General features: G+C 51.7%; 13 protein-coding genes. 3 read left to right on the top strand and 10 right to left on the bottom strand.

The genetic code is table 11. The annotated features are described in order from the left end of the window. The first annotated feature begins 121 nt into the window (after positions 1-121). On the top strand, positions 122-760 hold the full coding sequence (locus PsWM33_RS15855) for a 3'-5' exonuclease (protein WP_063301106.1): 639 nt from the start codon (positions 122-124) through the stop codon (positions 758-760). A gap of 400 nt (positions 761-1,160) precedes the next feature. Here PsWM33_RS15855 and PsWM33_RS15850 read toward each other — a convergent pair whose 3' ends face one another. The 5 genes from PsWM33_RS15850 to PsWM33_RS15830 all read right to left on the bottom strand — a co-directional run bounded on the left by PsWM33_RS15850 (position 1,161) and on the right by PsWM33_RS15830 (position 5,008). Then, positions 1,161-1,490, bottom strand: a complete 330-nt coding sequence (locus PsWM33_RS15850; protein WP_063300864.1) for a hypothetical protein — start codon at positions 1,488-1,490, stop codon at positions 1,161-1,163. Positions 1,491-1,562: 72 nt separating this feature from the next. Continuing rightward, complete coding sequence (locus PsWM33_RS15845) at positions 1,563-2,804, bottom strand: vWA domain-containing protein (RefSeq protein WP_063300863.1); 1,242 nt, start codon at positions 2,802-2,804, stop codon at positions 1,563-1,565. 9 nt (positions 2,805-2,813) lie between these two features. After that, entirely contained in the window at positions 2,814-3,773 is a 960-nt protein-coding gene (locus PsWM33_RS15840; protein ID WP_063300862.1) for an AAA family ATPase, read from the bottom strand. A 115-nt stretch (positions 3,774-3,888) separates the two neighbouring features. Further along, positions 3,889-4,692, bottom strand: a complete 804-nt coding sequence (locus PsWM33_RS15835; RefSeq protein ID WP_063300861.1) for a tRNA1(Val) (adenine(37)-N6)-methyltransferase — start codon at positions 4,690-4,692, stop codon at positions 3,889-3,891. A 91-nt stretch (positions 4,693-4,783) separates the two neighbouring features. Next, positions 4,784-5,008, bottom strand: a complete 225-nt coding sequence (locus PsWM33_RS15830; RefSeq protein ID WP_057462549.1) for a putative signal transducing protein — start codon at positions 5,006-5,008, stop codon at positions 4,784-4,786. 196 nt (positions 5,009-5,204) lie between these two features. Between PsWM33_RS15830 and PsWM33_RS15825 the strand changes: the two genes are divergently transcribed. After that, positions 5,205-6,218 carry a polyprenyl synthetase family protein gene (locus tag PsWM33_RS15825; RefSeq protein WP_063300860.1) on the top strand — a complete coding sequence of 338 codons (1,014 nt, stop codon included), beginning with the start codon at positions 5,205-5,207 and terminating at the stop codon, positions 6,216-6,218. 82 nt (positions 6,219-6,300) lie between these two features. Here PsWM33_RS15825 and PsWM33_RS15820 read toward each other — a convergent pair whose 3' ends face one another. The 5 genes from PsWM33_RS15820 to PsWM33_RS15800 form a co-directional block, all read right to left on the bottom strand. Continuing rightward, positions 6,301-7,434: a hypothetical protein gene (locus tag PsWM33_RS15820; protein ID WP_063300859.1), complete on the bottom strand. Its 1,134-nt coding sequence runs from the start codon at positions 7,432-7,434 to the stop codon at positions 6,301-6,303. Further along, positions 7,431-8,618, bottom strand: coding sequence for a hypothetical protein (locus PsWM33_RS15815; RefSeq protein WP_063300858.1), 1,188 nt, complete (start codon positions 8,616-8,618; stop codon positions 7,431-7,433). The genes PsWM33_RS15820 and PsWM33_RS15815 overlap by 4 nt, the downstream gene beginning before the upstream one ends. Further along, a complete protein-coding gene (locus PsWM33_RS15810; protein WP_063300857.1) occupies positions 8,608-10,299 on the bottom strand; it encodes an Hsp70 family protein in 1,692 nt (563 codons plus the stop codon). The genes PsWM33_RS15815 and PsWM33_RS15810 overlap by 11 nt, the downstream gene beginning before the upstream one ends. A 124-nt stretch (positions 10,300-10,423) precedes the next feature. Then, complete coding sequence (locus PsWM33_RS15805; RefSeq protein ID WP_063301105.1) at positions 10,424-11,305, bottom strand: 4-(cytidine 5'-diphospho)-2-C-methyl-D-erythritol kinase; 882 nt, start codon at positions 11,303-11,305, stop codon at positions 10,424-10,426. 22 nt (positions 11,306-11,327) lie between these two features. Next, positions 11,328-13,145 carry a tetratricopeptide repeat protein gene (locus tag PsWM33_RS15800; RefSeq protein ID WP_063300856.1) on the bottom strand — a complete coding sequence of 606 codons (1,818 nt, stop codon included), beginning with the start codon at positions 13,143-13,145 and terminating at the stop codon, positions 11,328-11,330. A gap of 326 nt (positions 13,146-13,471) precedes the next feature. Here PsWM33_RS15800 and ppdK point away from each other — a divergent pair, with 326 nt between their 5' ends. Continuing rightward, on the top strand, positions 13,472-16,144 hold the full coding sequence (gene ppdK / locus PsWM33_RS15795; protein ID WP_063300855.1) for a pyruvate, phosphate dikinase: 2,673 nt from the start codon (positions 13,472-13,474) through the stop codon (positions 16,142-16,144). Position 16,145: the final 1 nt, after the last annotated feature.

Genomic DNA, 16,145 nt, shown 5'->3' with positions numbered 1-16,145 from the left:
GCACGCTGTGGTGTTGAGGTTTCGGCTTTAGGTTCTTCTTCTTTCAGATCGTCTCTAGGATCAGAAGTAGTTACTATCCTGTTGCAGCAAATTGATCAGAATTACCGTAGTGGAGGCGTTTATGAAAATGGCGATCGTCTTTGACTGTGAGTTCCTTGTCGTTAAAAATGCGCCGAAGAGATTTTGGTGCGGTCCATATGACCCTGATCCGGTTATCGCCCAGATTGGTGCCGCCAAAATTTCGCTCAGTGATAGTTTTGAAATTGTTGATACATTCAAAGTCTACGTCAATCCAGTTGATCGGTTTGGCAGCAAGTATACTCTTGATCCATTCTTCACAAAGCTGACGGGTATTGAGCAACAGACGATTGATAGCGCGGGTGTCTCTTTGCAGGAGGCCAATGAACAGTTCCGCGAGTTTTCTGAAGGTGCTAAACTTTGGTCTTGGGGGAAAGACGAACTGAATATGATGGCGATTAGTTGTTATATTGCAGGTATCAAGCCATGCATACCTGCAGATCAATTCGATAACGCCTGTAAGCTCATGCTCGCTGCGGGAATGCCTTATGAGGATATTGAACGGACGCGCAGCAACGACTTGGCAGATTACTTTGAGGTGGAGCATCCCCCATTAAGAGGGCACGACGCTTTGGATGATGCTCTCTCGGTTGCCTATGTCATACAACACCTTTTAAGGGAAAAGCGGCTTTCTCAAACGGATTTTGGACACGCCAGCTTGGAAGATAAACTTCTGACCTAGGTGCCGTGAATGCAGGCTCTGCGCTGAGTTCGCTGGATTTCCTCACTAGAGCTTCTGGATGATACTTATTTTCATCCTGCATTAGTTCGGCACCGCGCTTCTGAAAGCTACGGAGAGTACAGCGATCGCTTCTTCGGATTTACCGCTTCGAACTCTTGTATACTGCATGATTGGTAATGCAGGGAAATCGGGCAGACTGAACTTCTCTCCAACGTCAACAGCACCAATTGGCAGCATTCACGGGCAAGGGCTGCGACGCCCAACCCAGCCATGACCTGAATGGCTCAGGCATGTTGGTAACGGCATTGCTCAATATGCGTGAAGTCATTGCCTTTCATGGTGAGTTTGAAAGGCATTGAAGGAGATAACATCGTTCTGTGACGTCTGATAGGTGGGTGTATCAGACGTGCTTGACCATGATTTCGGCTGGAAGGTGGGCCATCCATTTGCGGCGGATTGCTTTTTCCAGATTGAGATCATTGCGGTCTGCATAAAGCAGAAGGTGGGCCAGCAGGTCTGCTGCTTCATCTTCCTTTTGCATATGCAGTTCTTTTGGAGTTGCTGAACCGGAACGTCCGCGGCGGGTGGCCTTCATATGAGCTGCCGTCAGCTCTCCGAGCTCTTCCTGAAGTTTCGCAAGATACCAGATCTCATCTCGGTTGATGTTGAACCGCTTGGCGTAGATTGCTGATACTGTTTTTACAATGTGCAGAAGTACTTTGAATGTCATCGGATCTGACAGAAAGGTTGGGCTTTCTGCGGTTCTCACGCAGGCGAGCCGAAGGTTTGAGAAGGATGTGTGCTAGAGGAATCTCTGCGTCGCATCATATGTACTATTTATGCGCTTGTCATTCAGCACCAGACAAAGATCTTTGACCGCATCCAATGAATGGATTGCCCGAAACTCATCGGTATGCGGCAGTATTGCCTGAATTCCGCGGGCTTTGGCCTCAAATTTGTCGTAGCGCAGCAGCGGATTGAGCCAGATTAGTCTTCTGCAAGACCTGTGGAGACGGTCCATTTCCAGGGACAGTTCGTCGTAGGCTTCCCGTTCCAGCCCATCCGTTATGAGCAGAACCACAGGGCCACCGTGGCAGACACGTCGGAGCCAGGTGCGGTTAAAGGCTTGGAGTGAGCTGGCGATGCGTGTGCCGCCGGACCAGTCTTCAACCTCATCCGTACAGGCCGCGAGGGCTTCGTCCGGGTCCTTCATGCGCAGGGCACGGGTGATGTTGGTCAGCCGTGTGCCAAACAGGAAGGTATGGGTTTTGCGCTTTTCTGACAGAGCATGCAGGAAGTGCAGCATGATGCGTGAATACTGGCTCATACTGCCCGAGATATCGCAGAGGGCGACCACAGGGGGATGAACCTGAGCAGGCGCTTTGTGCTTGAGATCGATGATGGAACCGCCTGCCTTCAGTGTGGCGCGCATGGTTCTTCTGGCATCAACCTGTTTGCCCAGAGTGTGTGAATGGACAGGTTTGAAGCGACGGGAACGAACCTGATCTGCAGGCATGGTGAGATGGGTGAGAGATCTGCGGGCTTCGGCAATCTCCTCGGCGGTCATCTGGGCGAAGTCCTTCTTTTGCAGGACTTCTTTTTCCGAGACGGTGAAGCGGGCGTCTACCTCTACCAGTGGTTTGGTTTCTTTGGCCTCGCGCTGCTTGTTGGCCTCAAAGGCATTGGCGACACGGGATTGAGCGGCGCGTGGCTTTTCTGGTTCGCGTTGTCCTGCCGGGGCAACGGGAGACAGCAGTGCCAGCATCTTTTCAACGAGGCCTTTGCTTTGCCAGTAAAGGCGGAAGGCTTCATCGAAGACGGGTTGTTGGTCGCGTTTATGGACGAAGACGGAATGCAGGGTCCAGTAGAGGTCCTGCTTGTTCTCAATACCGTTGATGGTGACCGCGCTCACTGCATCCACCACAGAAGATGGGCCCGCAGGCAAGCCCGCTTTGCGCAGGGTTCTGGCAAAGTGGACGATGTTTTCCGTGATGCGCCCATGCGGTGGGCGCGGAGATGGTGCGGGGGCGAGGGTATCCTGCATCAGGTAAGGCTATGCTGTTGGGGCAGGCATGCTGCCAGCGATGGTGGCCTGTGAGTTGGCTTCCATGCGGATCTCATCAAGGATCGCACGGGTTCTGGAGCCTTTGATGCGGTCGATGTCTTCCTGATACTTGAGCAGGACACCGAGTGTGTCGGACACCATTTCCGGATCGAGCGCGACTTCTTGCAGCTCTGTGAGGGCGGTTGCCCAATCCAGAGTTTCAGCGACACCCGGTTTTTTGAAGAGGGCGTCATCCTCACGCAGCCTTTGCACGAAGGCGACGACCTGCCCGGAAAGGGTTGCTGCGGCTGTTGGCAGTTTGGTCTGCACGATCTGAAGTTCGCGCTCTGCTGTCGGGTAGTCCACCCAATGATAGAGGCAGCGGCGTTTCAGGGCGTCGTGGATTTCGCGGGTGCGGTTGGTGGTGATGATGGTGATCGGGGGTTCTTCGGACTTGATGGTGCCGAGTTCCGGGATGGTCACCTGACTGTCTGCCAGCACCTCCAGCAGGAAGGCCTCAAAGGCTTCATCGGTGCGGTCCAGTTCGTCGATCAGGAAGATCGGCGCGCCAAGCTCTGTGGTTTCCAATGCCTGTAGGACAGGACGTTTGATCAGGAAGCGAGGGCTGTAGAGCGCTGTATTGAGGTTCTCACGGTTTACGCTGCCGGATGCTTCAGCCATGCGGATTTCGACCATCTGAGCGGCATAGTTCCACTCGTAGACGGCGGAGGAGACGTCCAACCCTTCATAACATTGCAACCGGACCAGCGGGCGGTTGAGCGTGGCCGAGAGGACTTTGGCGATCTCGGTTTTGCCAACGCCAGCCTCGCCTTCGAGGAAGAGGGGCCGTTTCATGCGCAGAGACAGGTGCAGCACGGTTGCGAGTGCGCGATCTGCCAGATACCCGCCAGAACTTAAGAGCGTGAGGGTTTCCTCAATGGAGTTTGGTAGGTCAACCTTGCTGCTCATAAATAGTCTGCTCCCGCCCTGTCATCTGCTGCGCTTTGATTTGCGCCTTGCGATCATAATAGGGAGAAAAACGTATATTGAAAGCGGATTGTTCTGCGCAGGTTAGCCGTGTTGCTCAACGGTTTGTGAGGCCAAGGCCCATGCCGTCGCGCATGACGGTGGTGGCTTGCTGTGTGAAGGTGCCGCCTGCTTCTTCATGCAGGGTGAAGCCCGGCAGGATCTGGAGTGGGGCTTTGCTGGCGGCCACTGCGCGGACAATGATGCGGGTGGCTGGTGCGTCTGCAGTAGGGCGGATCGGGATGATATCAATGGCACCGAAACGGCGTTGCATGGGGTCGAGGAGGTCTTGCAGGCCATCTGCTCTGAAGATGATGGAGAGCGTGCCGCCGTCCTTCAGCAGATCTTTCGCGGTTTTGATCCACGGCTCGATGCCACGTTCATCCAGCGCGTGGGCCGGGGCGCGGTCTGACTTTGGTGTGACGCGAAAGCGGGCGCTGTCGTAGTAAGGCGGGTTCATGATCACATGATCCGCGATGGAAGAGCCAAGGCCGCTTTGGTGGCGAATGCTGCCCTTTGCGGTGAGGTTGGATTCCAGAATGGAGACGCGGTCAGCAAAACTTTCGTTTTCCGGCAGGGACAGGCCTTTGCGGGCCAGCGCTGCGGTGACGGGATCAACTTCAACGCCGACGGCTTTGATGTTTGGCAGACGGTGGGCGGCGCAAAAAGCTGCAGTGCCGACGCCGGTGCCCAGATCGTAAAGCGTGCCTGTGGTGCTTTGCGGAAGGGATGCGGCCAGATAGACAGCATCAAGTCCGGCTCTGTGGCGGCCTTTTGCAGGTTGTTCAACCATGACTTTACCGCCGAGGAACTTGTCCCTGGTGGTTTGCTGCTGAGATTGAGGTGTTTCAGGGTTGGTCATGGCGGCGCCGGATCAAGAAAAGTCGCAATAACGCACTGATACAGGCTGCCGGTTTTCATGCAATCCCTATTGTTTATCTAAAGAGAAGTTTTCACGCGTCTTTTAGGTAGTGTCCCAGGTCGGCATCACGCATAAGTTGACAAGCTTCATCCATACGGTCTGCTTCCACCATGATCCGGCGCGGCAAAAAGCCAAGGGAGCCGTCCAGTATGCTCATGTTGGTGTCGGCGACGAAGTAGATGATCTCGGCATCTCCCAGCAGGGCTTCAAGATGCGAGATGAGGACGGGATCTGTTGTTCTGATGAGTTCTTCCACGATAATGTCCTCTTGAAGAGAGTTGCCTATTTTGCCAGAAAGTATGCAGGTTAGGGTTGGTATTGTGAAAAAAAACTAATTGTGATTGGTAAATTATCCCTTCGACACTACTTTATTGGCAGCAAATTCTTACTAAAGCTTGCCCGAGACTATCTACCAACCTATTGTCCCGTTGGAATCAAAATAGAGGTATCCCGTGGGCGTTGTTGGTCTTCAATCTCAGACAGCCAAACCAGCTGGAATTCAGGGGCTCGTAGAGCTCGTTTCAGGTGACATGGAGAAGGTGAACGAGCTGATCCTCTCCAAAGCCGGTTCTAATGTTGAGCTGATCCCGGAAATTGCGCGCCATCTGATCGATTCAGGTGGGAAGCGTTTGCGCCCGATGCTGACACTGGCGTTTGCACAGATGTTTGGCTACGAAGGCGAGGGACATGTCATCCTTGCAGCATCTGTAGAGTTTATGCATACGGCAACTCTGCTGCATGATGATGTTGTCGATGAAAGCGATATGCGCCGCGGTAAGCTGGCTGCTCGCAAGCTTTGGGGAAACCAGGCCAGCGTGCTGGTGGGTGACTATCTGCTTGGTCAGGCTTTCAAGATGATGGTTGATGTGCACTCTCTGGAAGCGCTGCGCATTCTGTCTGAGGCCTCCGCAATCATTGCTGAAGGTGAAGTGCTTCAGCTGGGCGCCGCTCAGGATACCACCACGACCTTTGAGATTTACCTGCGGGTGATTGAGGCTAAAACAGCCGCTCTGTTTGCAGCTGCCTGCGAAGTGAGCCCGGAGATTGCCGATAAAGGTGACGAGATGCGTGCTGCTGCGCGCAAGTTCGGCCTTGAGCTTGGTTATGCCTTCCAGCTTGTTGATGATGCGCTGGATTATGGCGGAGCGACTGTTGATCTTGGCAAGGACGTTGGTGACGACTTCCACGAAGGCAAGATCACACTGCCTGTCATCTACGCGATGGAGCGTGGCAGCGATGAGGACAAGGCGTTCTGGAAACGTTGTCTGGAAGATGGAGACATCAAAGACGGCGATCTGGATCATGCCATCAAGCTGCTGAATGATACTGGTGCTCTGGCTGATACGGTTCAAAAAGCGCGTGATTATGGTGCATCTGCAATTGAAGCTCTGGCCAGCCTGCCAGACGGTCCTGCCAAGCAGGCGCTGAAAGAAGCCGTCGACTTCTGTATTGCCCGTGTGAGCTAATCAGAGAGCAGTTCGAAGAAATTGAAAAGCGCCGCAGCAGAAATGCCCGGCGCTTTTTTGTTGGCTGAAAGACTGCAGGCTTTCAGTTCTGTTCGTAAAATGTTTTGAGCGACGCTTTGTACCTGGCTGATTTAAACGGCAGCAAGAGAGCTGTAGTGCCGAGCCATAATATTGTATGGTCTCTTTGCCAGTAATCGGGCACAGTTGCTATGGTCATTCCGCATAAAAGAACAAGCCGAATGATGGTTTTTCTATTCTTAAAACGCCCCAGATCTTGCAGTTTGAAGTGGTGGAGCGTTTGCTCTTTAATCTGATTGTGAAACCACCGGCACAATGGCCAAAGGGTCTGTATATAGAGGAAGATCGTATAGGGGACCAACAGTAACAAACCTGCTTTTGTCAGGCTTTGTGTTGCGTTGTTCTTCCACCAAAGATCTGGCAATGTGAGTATGAGAATTGAGTAGCAGAAGGCAAAAAGAGTTATGGAGAGTATGTTCTCTGGTCGTCTCCACCAAAATTTCTGTTTAAGCTGCCTAATGTATGAGTTGGTGTGAAGAGCCTGAGCGACTGCGCCCTGATCCCCCCGCAACAATGCCAAGGTTTTGAAATCTGATTGCCAGCCGAAGAGGAGATCAAGCTGATCCAGAAATGCATCCGTGATGTAGGGCTTGAAATAATGCCGACCAGTTTCGCCATGTATCAGTGAACGTGCCAAATAGTCAAAGACGGTTTGTTCCAGTTCCCTCCATATGACAGGCGCCGTCATTTCTTCCAGCCCTAGTATTTCCTGTATCTCATCTAAATCAGCCGGCTCACCTTCAAGGTTGCGTATGAGTTGAAGCTGCTCGTCGACAAATTCTCTGTTTGGCTTGTCAAAGCCTACGCTTTCTTGCTCAAGGCTATTGGATTCAGGAAGAGTTAGAATTTGCTCAGTTGTATATCCAAGTTCGCTGTCGTTTAGGGTACTTGCTGGAGGCGGTGAAGCTCTTTCCTCTTGTGGCAGAGCGTTCGGTAGAGGGGCAGGTTGATACCCATTCGCAGATTGAAGATGCGATCCGAGCTTCTCGTAGGCTTCTCTCATACGTTGGAAGGCAGCGGGGTCCTCTGCCTGATCTATGCTCTTTAACTTTCGAGCATAGGCCCGCTTGAGCGCCTTCTTGTTTTCTGGAAACTCATGCAGATCAAGTTCGGATAGCAGGGTTCTAAATACTGTCATGATTTGAAGAAACTTCTGGCGAAGTGATAAAGAGCTTTCCCTTTGTTCAAGACTAGGCTGAGTATCAGCCAAAAGATGGAAAACCCGACCATGAAAATGAGGAGAAGAATCATGCCGCTGAAGGCATGTTTTTTTGCATCCATTCCTTCGGGCAAAGCTAGGTAGATTGAAAGTAAATAAATCTGAAATAAGCCTAAGGTTTGATAGGAGAAAATGTCGCTCCAGCTCTTTTGGGGAAACATGGATGGCATGACGTATTTGAGAATGTTTTTGACGACATTCCAACCCAGCAGAGTCACCCGACAAGTGAGGTATAGGACTGCGATAGCTGCGACTATTTTCGAGCTGTATGCAAATAAGCTGTCTAGTGCATCTGTTATGGCAGAGCCGGTTGGTGTGAATTTACTGAGGACCATAACCAGAAATGGAATGAGTGCGAGTTTTGTTACTGCTTTGCCGACAGGGTCCAGTTCAAACTGCGTTTCACCATCGTCCTCTGCCCCCTCCTCCTGATAAAGTGTTGACTTGTAAACCAATGCGGCGACGAGGTCTCCGGCATCCCAGAACTTCCTTTGCAAGGAGAGGATGTCGCTCTGCCAGTTGAACTGTAATTCGATGGCTTCCAGAATTTCGTCATTGATGAACAGGCGAAATTTGGGGTGATCCTCTGCGTCAACGGTCAAACACTTTTGCATGTAGGCGTAGATTGCAGCCTCTACTCTTGGCCGTGCTTGCGGATCTTCCATAATCGCAGAGTTAAGCAGATCTAAAAGGAAGCCGGCACCGTTTTTATTTCTCGGAAGTTTGGATATTTTATCTTCAAGTTCGTTTAGTTCAAGAGAGGTCGATAGAGCAGATGGAGCTTCTTGAAACTGTTCAATTGTAACAGTTGGGTTAGTTTGATCTGACTTATAGTCGAGTGGTAGGGAGAGATCAGCATATCCTGCATCAGTTCGTTGACCGCTTGTTTCATTTGCTTCATCGGCCTTGGCGGCAAGGTTGTAGGTCAGAAACTGTTTTGCCGCATCAAAAGCAGTTCGGAGGTTTTGAAAATCCTCCGCTTGAGTGGACTGGTCTATGGTCTTTAGTTTGTGCGCGTAAGCACGTTTGATCGACTTCAAGTCATCAGGAGCCTGATCCAAGCCAAGGACGGAATAGGGCCAGTTCTCGTCCTCACTGTACATAGGATGCCTCAAACATATTGAGATGCTCACTGATTTGTTCTGAGAGTTTTGAGATTTCGGAGATGTTTTGCGTTGTCAAAATCGCATCAAAAGCATGGAGCATTTCACCAATTTGCTCACGATCCCCCAATCGCGCCATGGCGTAGCATTGCTCAATACGGGCGCGAAGCAGTACATTGTGTGCATCTTCTCTCGGATGCACTTTGAGTTTTTCCAGCTGCGTGAGCCGATCTGAAATCTCTTTATCTGACATTTCTCCAGCAAGGTTTTTTATGAGGAGACTATGGCTCTTATCATCTGCATGAGTGGTGACATCCACTTCTAGTAAACCGGAGACATCATAGGTGAAGCGCACAGTTGCCGGATTCAGGTCCTGATCTACTTGTCTTGGCAATTCAACTTCCAGTTTGCCTAGGAAAATATTAGAGGCAACGTCCGGGGCTTCTCCCTGAAAAACACGGATTTCCAGCTTGGTTTGCTGTGGGTGTACAGGGTAAATTGTCTCTTCTCTGGAAACTGGAACGACGCTGTTACGCTCGATTAAAGGTAGATAGTAGCCGGCTCGATGGTTGTTGCCAAATTCTCTGCTGGTCTCAATTCCAAGAGTAAAGGCGCTGACGTCGGTCATGACGACATCTTTGAGTGCTTCATTTTTCCCGATTAGGCCTGCTTGGACAGCAGCGCCCAATGCAACAGCGTGGTCTGGATCTATGTGACTTTCAGGGAACTGGCGTAGGTGTTTTGCGACTAAGCTGCGGATCAGTGGCATTCTGGTGGCGCCGCCCACCAGAATGACTTTTTCCAGCTCGTCCGCGCTCAGCCCTGAGTCATACATGGCGCGATCAATAGGTCTGCGCAAACGTGTTGTGAGTTTGGTTGCAAGCTCTTCGAAATCTTTCCGAGATATGTGGTGATCCAGTGTGAGGTTCGGCGTGTCCAGATTAATGTGAACGCTGTCTTTTTCGCTCAGCCCGTGCTTAACCTGCTCGGCAAGCTTGGTTAGTGCTTCCAGGTTGGGTTTCTTCTGCTGTTTTGGTGAGAGCTTAGTGGTGAGGTCGCTGATAAGCGCTGCTGTGAAATCCTCTCCGCCGAGGTAAGCATCACCAGAGGTGGCTTTTACTTCCATCACCCCTTCAAAGACTTCCATAATGGAAACGTCGAAGGTCCCTCCACCAAGGTCAAAGACCAAAAAAGAGCTTTCCTCCTCAAGGGACTGGAAACCGTAGGCGAGGGCTGCAGCGGTCGGTTCATTGATCAAACGTTCTGGATTCAGTCCGGCCATTTTTGCAGCAGATCGGACAGCTTTTCTCTGAAGTTCGTTGAAATAGGCTGGTACGGAAATGACAACATCAGAGATTTCCGCCTTCAATTCGTTCTGTGCATCTTCCTTAAGGCTGCGCAGAACAGCAGCTGAGAGTTCAACAGCAGTAAACTGTTTTTTTCCTAGTTTATAGGCTTTGTCAGCTCCCATAGTGCGTTTGAAAACAGCTGCTGTTTCCAGAGGATGTGTGACCATGCGAGCCTTGGCCAAATCACCAGTCAGGAGTGTGTCTTTATCTAAGCTAACAATGGATGGTGTCAGGTAGGTACCAAGGCTGTTTTTAATGAGGTGTGGCTCACCATTTTCAAAGACGGAAATAAGTGAGTTAGTGGTGCCTAGGTCAATTCCAATATGTGGCACGGTATTCTCCGAAATATGCATGATACAATTTCGGAGAGACTAGTTGTGGCTTTCGTCATTAGCAATTGTGCAGACAGGTCAACTCTCTCATAAGTTGTTAAAATCATCGGATGTTACCTGCGTTTTAGACCTTTGCCGCCTTAACCCACCAATCAATGTGTGCCTCCTGCAAGTGAGAGGCTATGGCTTGGGCGGCTTCTAAGGTTTCAACAAGGGCAAAGCAGGTGGCGCCGGAGCCGGACATGCGGGCGAGGAGGGTATCTGGCTGGGAGGCCAGCAGGTCGAGGACCTCAGAGATTTCTGGTGCTTGTGAGATAGCTGGTTTTTGTAGGTCATTGCGGCAGGTTTTGAGCCAGTTGGCGAGGGCTTTCATACTCTCGAACTCTTCCGGCATTTCCGGCAGCGGGGCGTTGTTTTTCTTTTCCAGCGCGTGGAAAATGGCTGGAGTGGAAACCTCAATCAATGGGTTGACCAGAACGATCGCGCCGGATGGGAGATCTGTCAGCGGTTCTATGATCTCCCCTATGCCACGAATGCGGGCAGGCTTTTCTTCCAGACACATAGGCACATCAGCGCCGAGACTCAGGGCAAGTTCGGCAAGGTCTGTTGAAGACGGAGACACGCCCCAGATCCTCGTGAGCGCGCGCATAATTGCGGCTGCATCTGCGGATCCGCCGCCGATGCCTGCTGCAACGGGGAGCGATTTTTCGAGCTCTATCTGAACTCCTGATGCGGAGGGTAGATGTTCTGCCAGCATGTTTGCGGCTTTGATGACCAGATTGTCAGCAGGATCGCCCTGTATCTTCGCAGAGAACTCTCCAGTGATCTGGAGTGAAAGGTCGGGGGCTGGTTCAACCGAGATCTGGTCACCGATTTCAGGGAACACCACAAGGCTGTCGAGCATGTGGTAGCCGTCTTCCCGTTGACCCGTGATGTGGAGGGCAAGGTTCACCTTGGCACGGGCTAATTCCTCAACCCGTGCTGCTTTTGTATCTTCCAAAGTCATCATAATATGATCGTGTTATGAGCTATTTGTTGTCTGCAGAGCTTGCGACGACCGGAACGGCATCTTCCATGCCATTTTCGATCTTATCGAGAATGCGTTTCAGGTCTTCTGGTTCCGGCTCAAGGTCGCGGGCGTGGTTCCACTTGTAGCGGGCTTCCAGTTTGCGACCAACTTGCCAGTACGCATCGCCCAAATGATCGTTGATGATTGGATCATGCGGACGCAGAGCGACAGCGCGTTCCAGTTTTTCAGCGGCTTCTTCATAACGGCCCAGGCGATAGTAAACCCAGCCGAGGCTGTCGACGATGTATCCATCGGTTGGACGCAGGCGAACAGCGCGCTCAATCATCTTCTGCGCTTCATCCAGCTTCAGACCGCGATCTACCATGGAGTAGCCGAGGTAGTTCAGGATCATTGGCTGTTCAGGCTTGAGGGTCAGAGCTTCGCGGAAGTCTTCTTCAGCAGCGTCCCACTTGTCCTGACGTTCGCGGGTGATGCCGCGGAAATACAGAATCGTCCAGTGATTTGCCTGAATTTCGCTGAGGGTATCCAGGCCCTGATTGTAAGAGGTTTCAGCCTCTTCAAAGAGGGAATGACCGCGCAACACGTTGCCCAAAGACGTGATGGCTTCCAGATCACTCGGGTCTGCTTTCACCAGCTTTTCCAGATGTGCGCGGGCTTCTTCCAGATTGTCCAGAATGTTGTAATGGAGCGCGATCTGGATTTCAGCTTCGCGTTTCATTGGAGAACCGTCAGATACCGCTGACAGATATTCGATGGCGCGTTCATTGTCGCCAAGCTGCTCAAATAAAGAGGCCAGACCAATCAGGGCTGAATCGTTCTTCGGATTGAGGTAGGTGGCGAGCTGCAGGTAATTTGCGGAGAGCTCTTCGCCTTCTTTGCTGACAGCTATGCCAAGACCATGCAAGGCTTCTGCCAGACCTTCAGCTGGTGACTTGGCGACAGATTCAATAACCTCACCGCTCTCAATCTTGTCTCTCAAAGTGACGAGGAGCGGGTGTTCTGGAATGAGTTGCTCGTATTCGGCAACGATATCCAGCGCTTCCTGCTGTCTTCCGGAGGCGGCGAGCATGCGGGTGTAGGAAATGGCATTACGCAGAGCGCCGCGGTCAATCTCGTAGGCAGCCTTGTAAAATTCGGCTGCCTGATGCGGATTGTTGTTGTATTCAGCCAGCAGGCCCGCGTTGAAGTTGATGAAGAGGTCAAACCACTTGGCACCTGTCGTGCTTGTCAGATCTGCGATGGCTTCATCTGTTTTGCCCTGACCTGCTTTGACCCAGGCTGAAACAAGAGCAAAGCTCAGACGGGACAGCGGGTTGACGTTTTGCGTGACGGCATCTGGCAGTTCGGTGGTGAAGTCACCTTCATGAATGCGCTGCGCGGCAACGGCCAGCTGCGCAAGGAAGTGCTCGTTGTCCTCTTCCAGAATGCGGTTTGCCAGAGGGAGCGCTTTCTCGACATTGCCGTTTGCCAGTGATGTGACAAATGCGCGGTCGAGAATGTAAAAATTAGCCGGGTCACCCTGCAGAGCTGAGGTGAAATAGTTGGACGCGGCGGCCAGATCCTGAGCGAGAAGGGCGCTTCTGCCTGACAGGTAACTTCCTGACAGGGAGCTTGCAGCCGGTAAGGACTGGGAGTTTGCCTTCGCGCTTTGAGCAGGGACAAGTGGTGAGGTCACCATAACAAGCGCCAGCGCTGAGGCCATTAAGACCCTTTTTGAGAATCTGTTTTTATTAACAGAATGATAGGTCATACGGCCATTGTTCTGAGCAGAAGCAGAATTGGAGCGGAACAGCGCAAAATAGCTTGTCAGGGTCATATATGTCTCTCATTGAGAGCCGATTGCGACTCAATATTACATCAATCTGTTAGTAGCGAAGAATGGCGTTTTTATAGCAGCCGGATAACTCACCGCATGTTGTTTAGTGTATCCGAACATTCTTTCAATTGAACCTACATTTTTTCAAGTATCTGCGGATAAGTAAGTATATTGATATTTCTCAAGAATTCAGAAGTATTTACGCAATAACACTAAGGTCGAGGTCTGAGTCTCTTGCTATAATGACCCTGTTCATTGCAGATAGTGGGCAGTGGTGCAATTCCAAGTGAGATTGGTTGTCGTCTCACTCAATAAAGGGGGGTGTTATGACCAAGTGGGTCTACATCTTTGGAGAAAACAAAACCGAGGGTGATGCTTCTATGAAGGAGCTGCTGGGCGGTAAGGGTGCAAACCTTGCCGAGATGAGCAGACTAGGATTGCCTGTCCCTCCCGGCTTTACCATTACAACGCAAGTTTGCACGCACTATTATGATGAAGGTCAGCAGTATCCTTACGAGCTCAAAGAGCAGGTTCATGCTGCCATTGCGGCTGTTGAAGAGCTGACAGAGCGTAAGTTCAACAGCACGTCCAAACCGCTGCTGTTGTCTGTGCGTTCCGGTGCCCGTGTTTCCATGCCGGGTATGATGGATACGGTTCTGAATCTGGGTCTCAACGACCGGACTGTTGAAGCGCTGGCCAAAGATGCAAACGATGACCGGTTTGCTTATGATAGCTATCGTCGTTTCATCCAGATGTACTCTGATGTAGTGTTGGACGTAGACCACGATCACTTCGAAGAAATTCTGGAGGATTTCAAGGACGAGCACGACCACTCCCTTGATACTGACCTGACCGGTGACGACTGGAAACAGATCGTTGCGGCTTATAAGGACAAGGTTGAAGAAGAGCTTGGTCGTCCTTTCCCTGAGGATCCTGAAGAGCAGCTCTGGGGTGCCGTTGGCGCCGTGTTCAAGAGCTGGATGATCCCACGGGCCAAGACTTACCGCGCCCTGCATGAAATCCCAGAGGACTGGGGCACTGCAGTGAACGTGCAGGCGATGGTGTTTGGTAACACAGGCGAAAACTCTGCGACTGGTGTTGCCTTTACCCGTAACCCGTCCACTGGTGAAAACGCGCTTTATGGCGAATTTCTCATCAACGCGCAGGGTGAAGATGTTGTTGCGGGTATTCGTACGCCGCAGGATATCACCGAGAAAGCCCGCATTGAGGCGCATTCCGAAAAACCATCTCTTGAAGCGACCATGCCTGAGGTGTTTGCGGAGTTCCAGGCTGTTTGTGACAGGTTGGAGACCCATTACCGCGATATGCAGGATCTGGAGTTTACCGTTGAGCACGGCAAGCTTTGGATGCTTCAGACCCGTAACGGCAAGCGGACGCTGAAAGCTGCGCTGAAGATTGCGGTTGATATGGCTGAGAGCGGCCTGATCACCAAAGAAGAAGCCGTTGCGAGCATTGCGCCGTCTTCTCTGGATCAGCTGCTGCACCCGACCATTGATCCTGCCAGCGAACGGGATGAGCTGACTGTTGGTTTGCCAGCTTCTCCGGGTGCTGCCTGCGGTACGATCGTGTTTAACTCTGACGATGCTGAAACAGAAAAGGCCAATGGCCGCTCTGTTATTCTGGTTCGTACAGAGACCAGCCCTGAAGACATTCACGGCATGCATGCTGCGGAAGGCATTTTGACAACACGTGGCGGAATGACCAGTCACGCGGCTGTTGTTGCGCGTGGTATGGGTAAACCTTGTGTTGCTGGTGCTGGAACCATTCGTGTTGATGCCCGTAATGAGACCATGACGGTTGACGGTCGCAGCTTTGGCAAGGGTGATACAATCACCATTGATGGCGGCAATGGCCAGGTGCTTGCCGGCAAGGTCCAAATGCAGGAGCCTGAGCTTTCCGGTGATTTCAAAAAGCTGATGGAATGGGCTGATAACATTCGCCGCATGAACATTCGCACCAATGCAGAAACACCTGCTGATGTGAAAGTTGCGCTTTCTTTTGGGGCTGAAGGTATTGGCCTGTGCCGTACAGAGCACATGTTCTTTGAAGGCGAACGTATCCTTGCGGTGCGTGAAATGATCTTGTCTGACACGGTGAAAGAACGCAAAGCTGCGCTTGCGAAGTTGCTTCCGATCCAGCGTCAGGACTTTATCGATATCTTTGAGCTGATGGTTGATCGTCCGGTCACCATTCGTTTGCTTGATCCGCCATTGCATGAATTCCTTCCTAAGACGGAAGAGGACATTGCTGAGGTTGCCAAGCAGATGGACATTGATCCGGAAGAGCTGCGTGAGCGTGCGGAAGAGCTGGAAGAGTTTAATCCGATGCTCGGCAATCGTGGTTGCCGTTTGCTGATTTCCTATCCGGAAATTGCAGAGATGCAAGCACGGGCGATCTTTGAAGCTGCGCTGGACGTTTCCAAGCGTCATGGTCGCAAGGTGGCACCTGAAATTATGGTGCCGCTGGTTGGCTTGAAGAGCGAGCTGGATATTGTTCGCGAGAGCATTGACGGTACAGCTGCAGTTGTGGCCAAGGAGCTGGGCGAAAAGCCTGAGTACTCTGTTGGCACCATGATTGAGTTGCCACGGGCCGCGCTGCTTTCTGAAGAGATTGCCGCGTCTGCCGAGTTCTTCTCTTTTGGCACCAACGATTTGACGCAAACCACCTTTGGTATTTCTCGTGATGATGCCGCGTCCTTCCTGGGCAAGTACCAGGAGCGGAAGGTGATGGAGAAGGATCCGTTCGTTTCTCTGGATGTGGACGGTGTTGGCCAGTTGGTGAAGCTTGCAGCCACGAATGGCCGTAAGACGAAAGCTGATATCAAACTTGGTATTTGCGGAGAACATGGGGGTGATCCAGCCTCTATCGCCTTCTGCGAAACTGTTGGTTTGAACTACGTGTCCTGTTCTCCGTTCCGTGTTCCTGTTGCGCGTCTTGCTGCTGCTCAGGCAGTGCTGGCACAGCGGAACAAGGGGTGAG

This window comes from Pseudovibrio sp. WM33 (assembly GCF_001623165.1).
Classification (GTDB): domain Bacteria; phylum Pseudomonadota; class Alphaproteobacteria; order Rhizobiales; family Stappiaceae; genus Pseudovibrio.
Note: the sequence above shows the minus strand (reverse complement) of the source record. Positions and strands in the feature narration are given on the sequence as shown.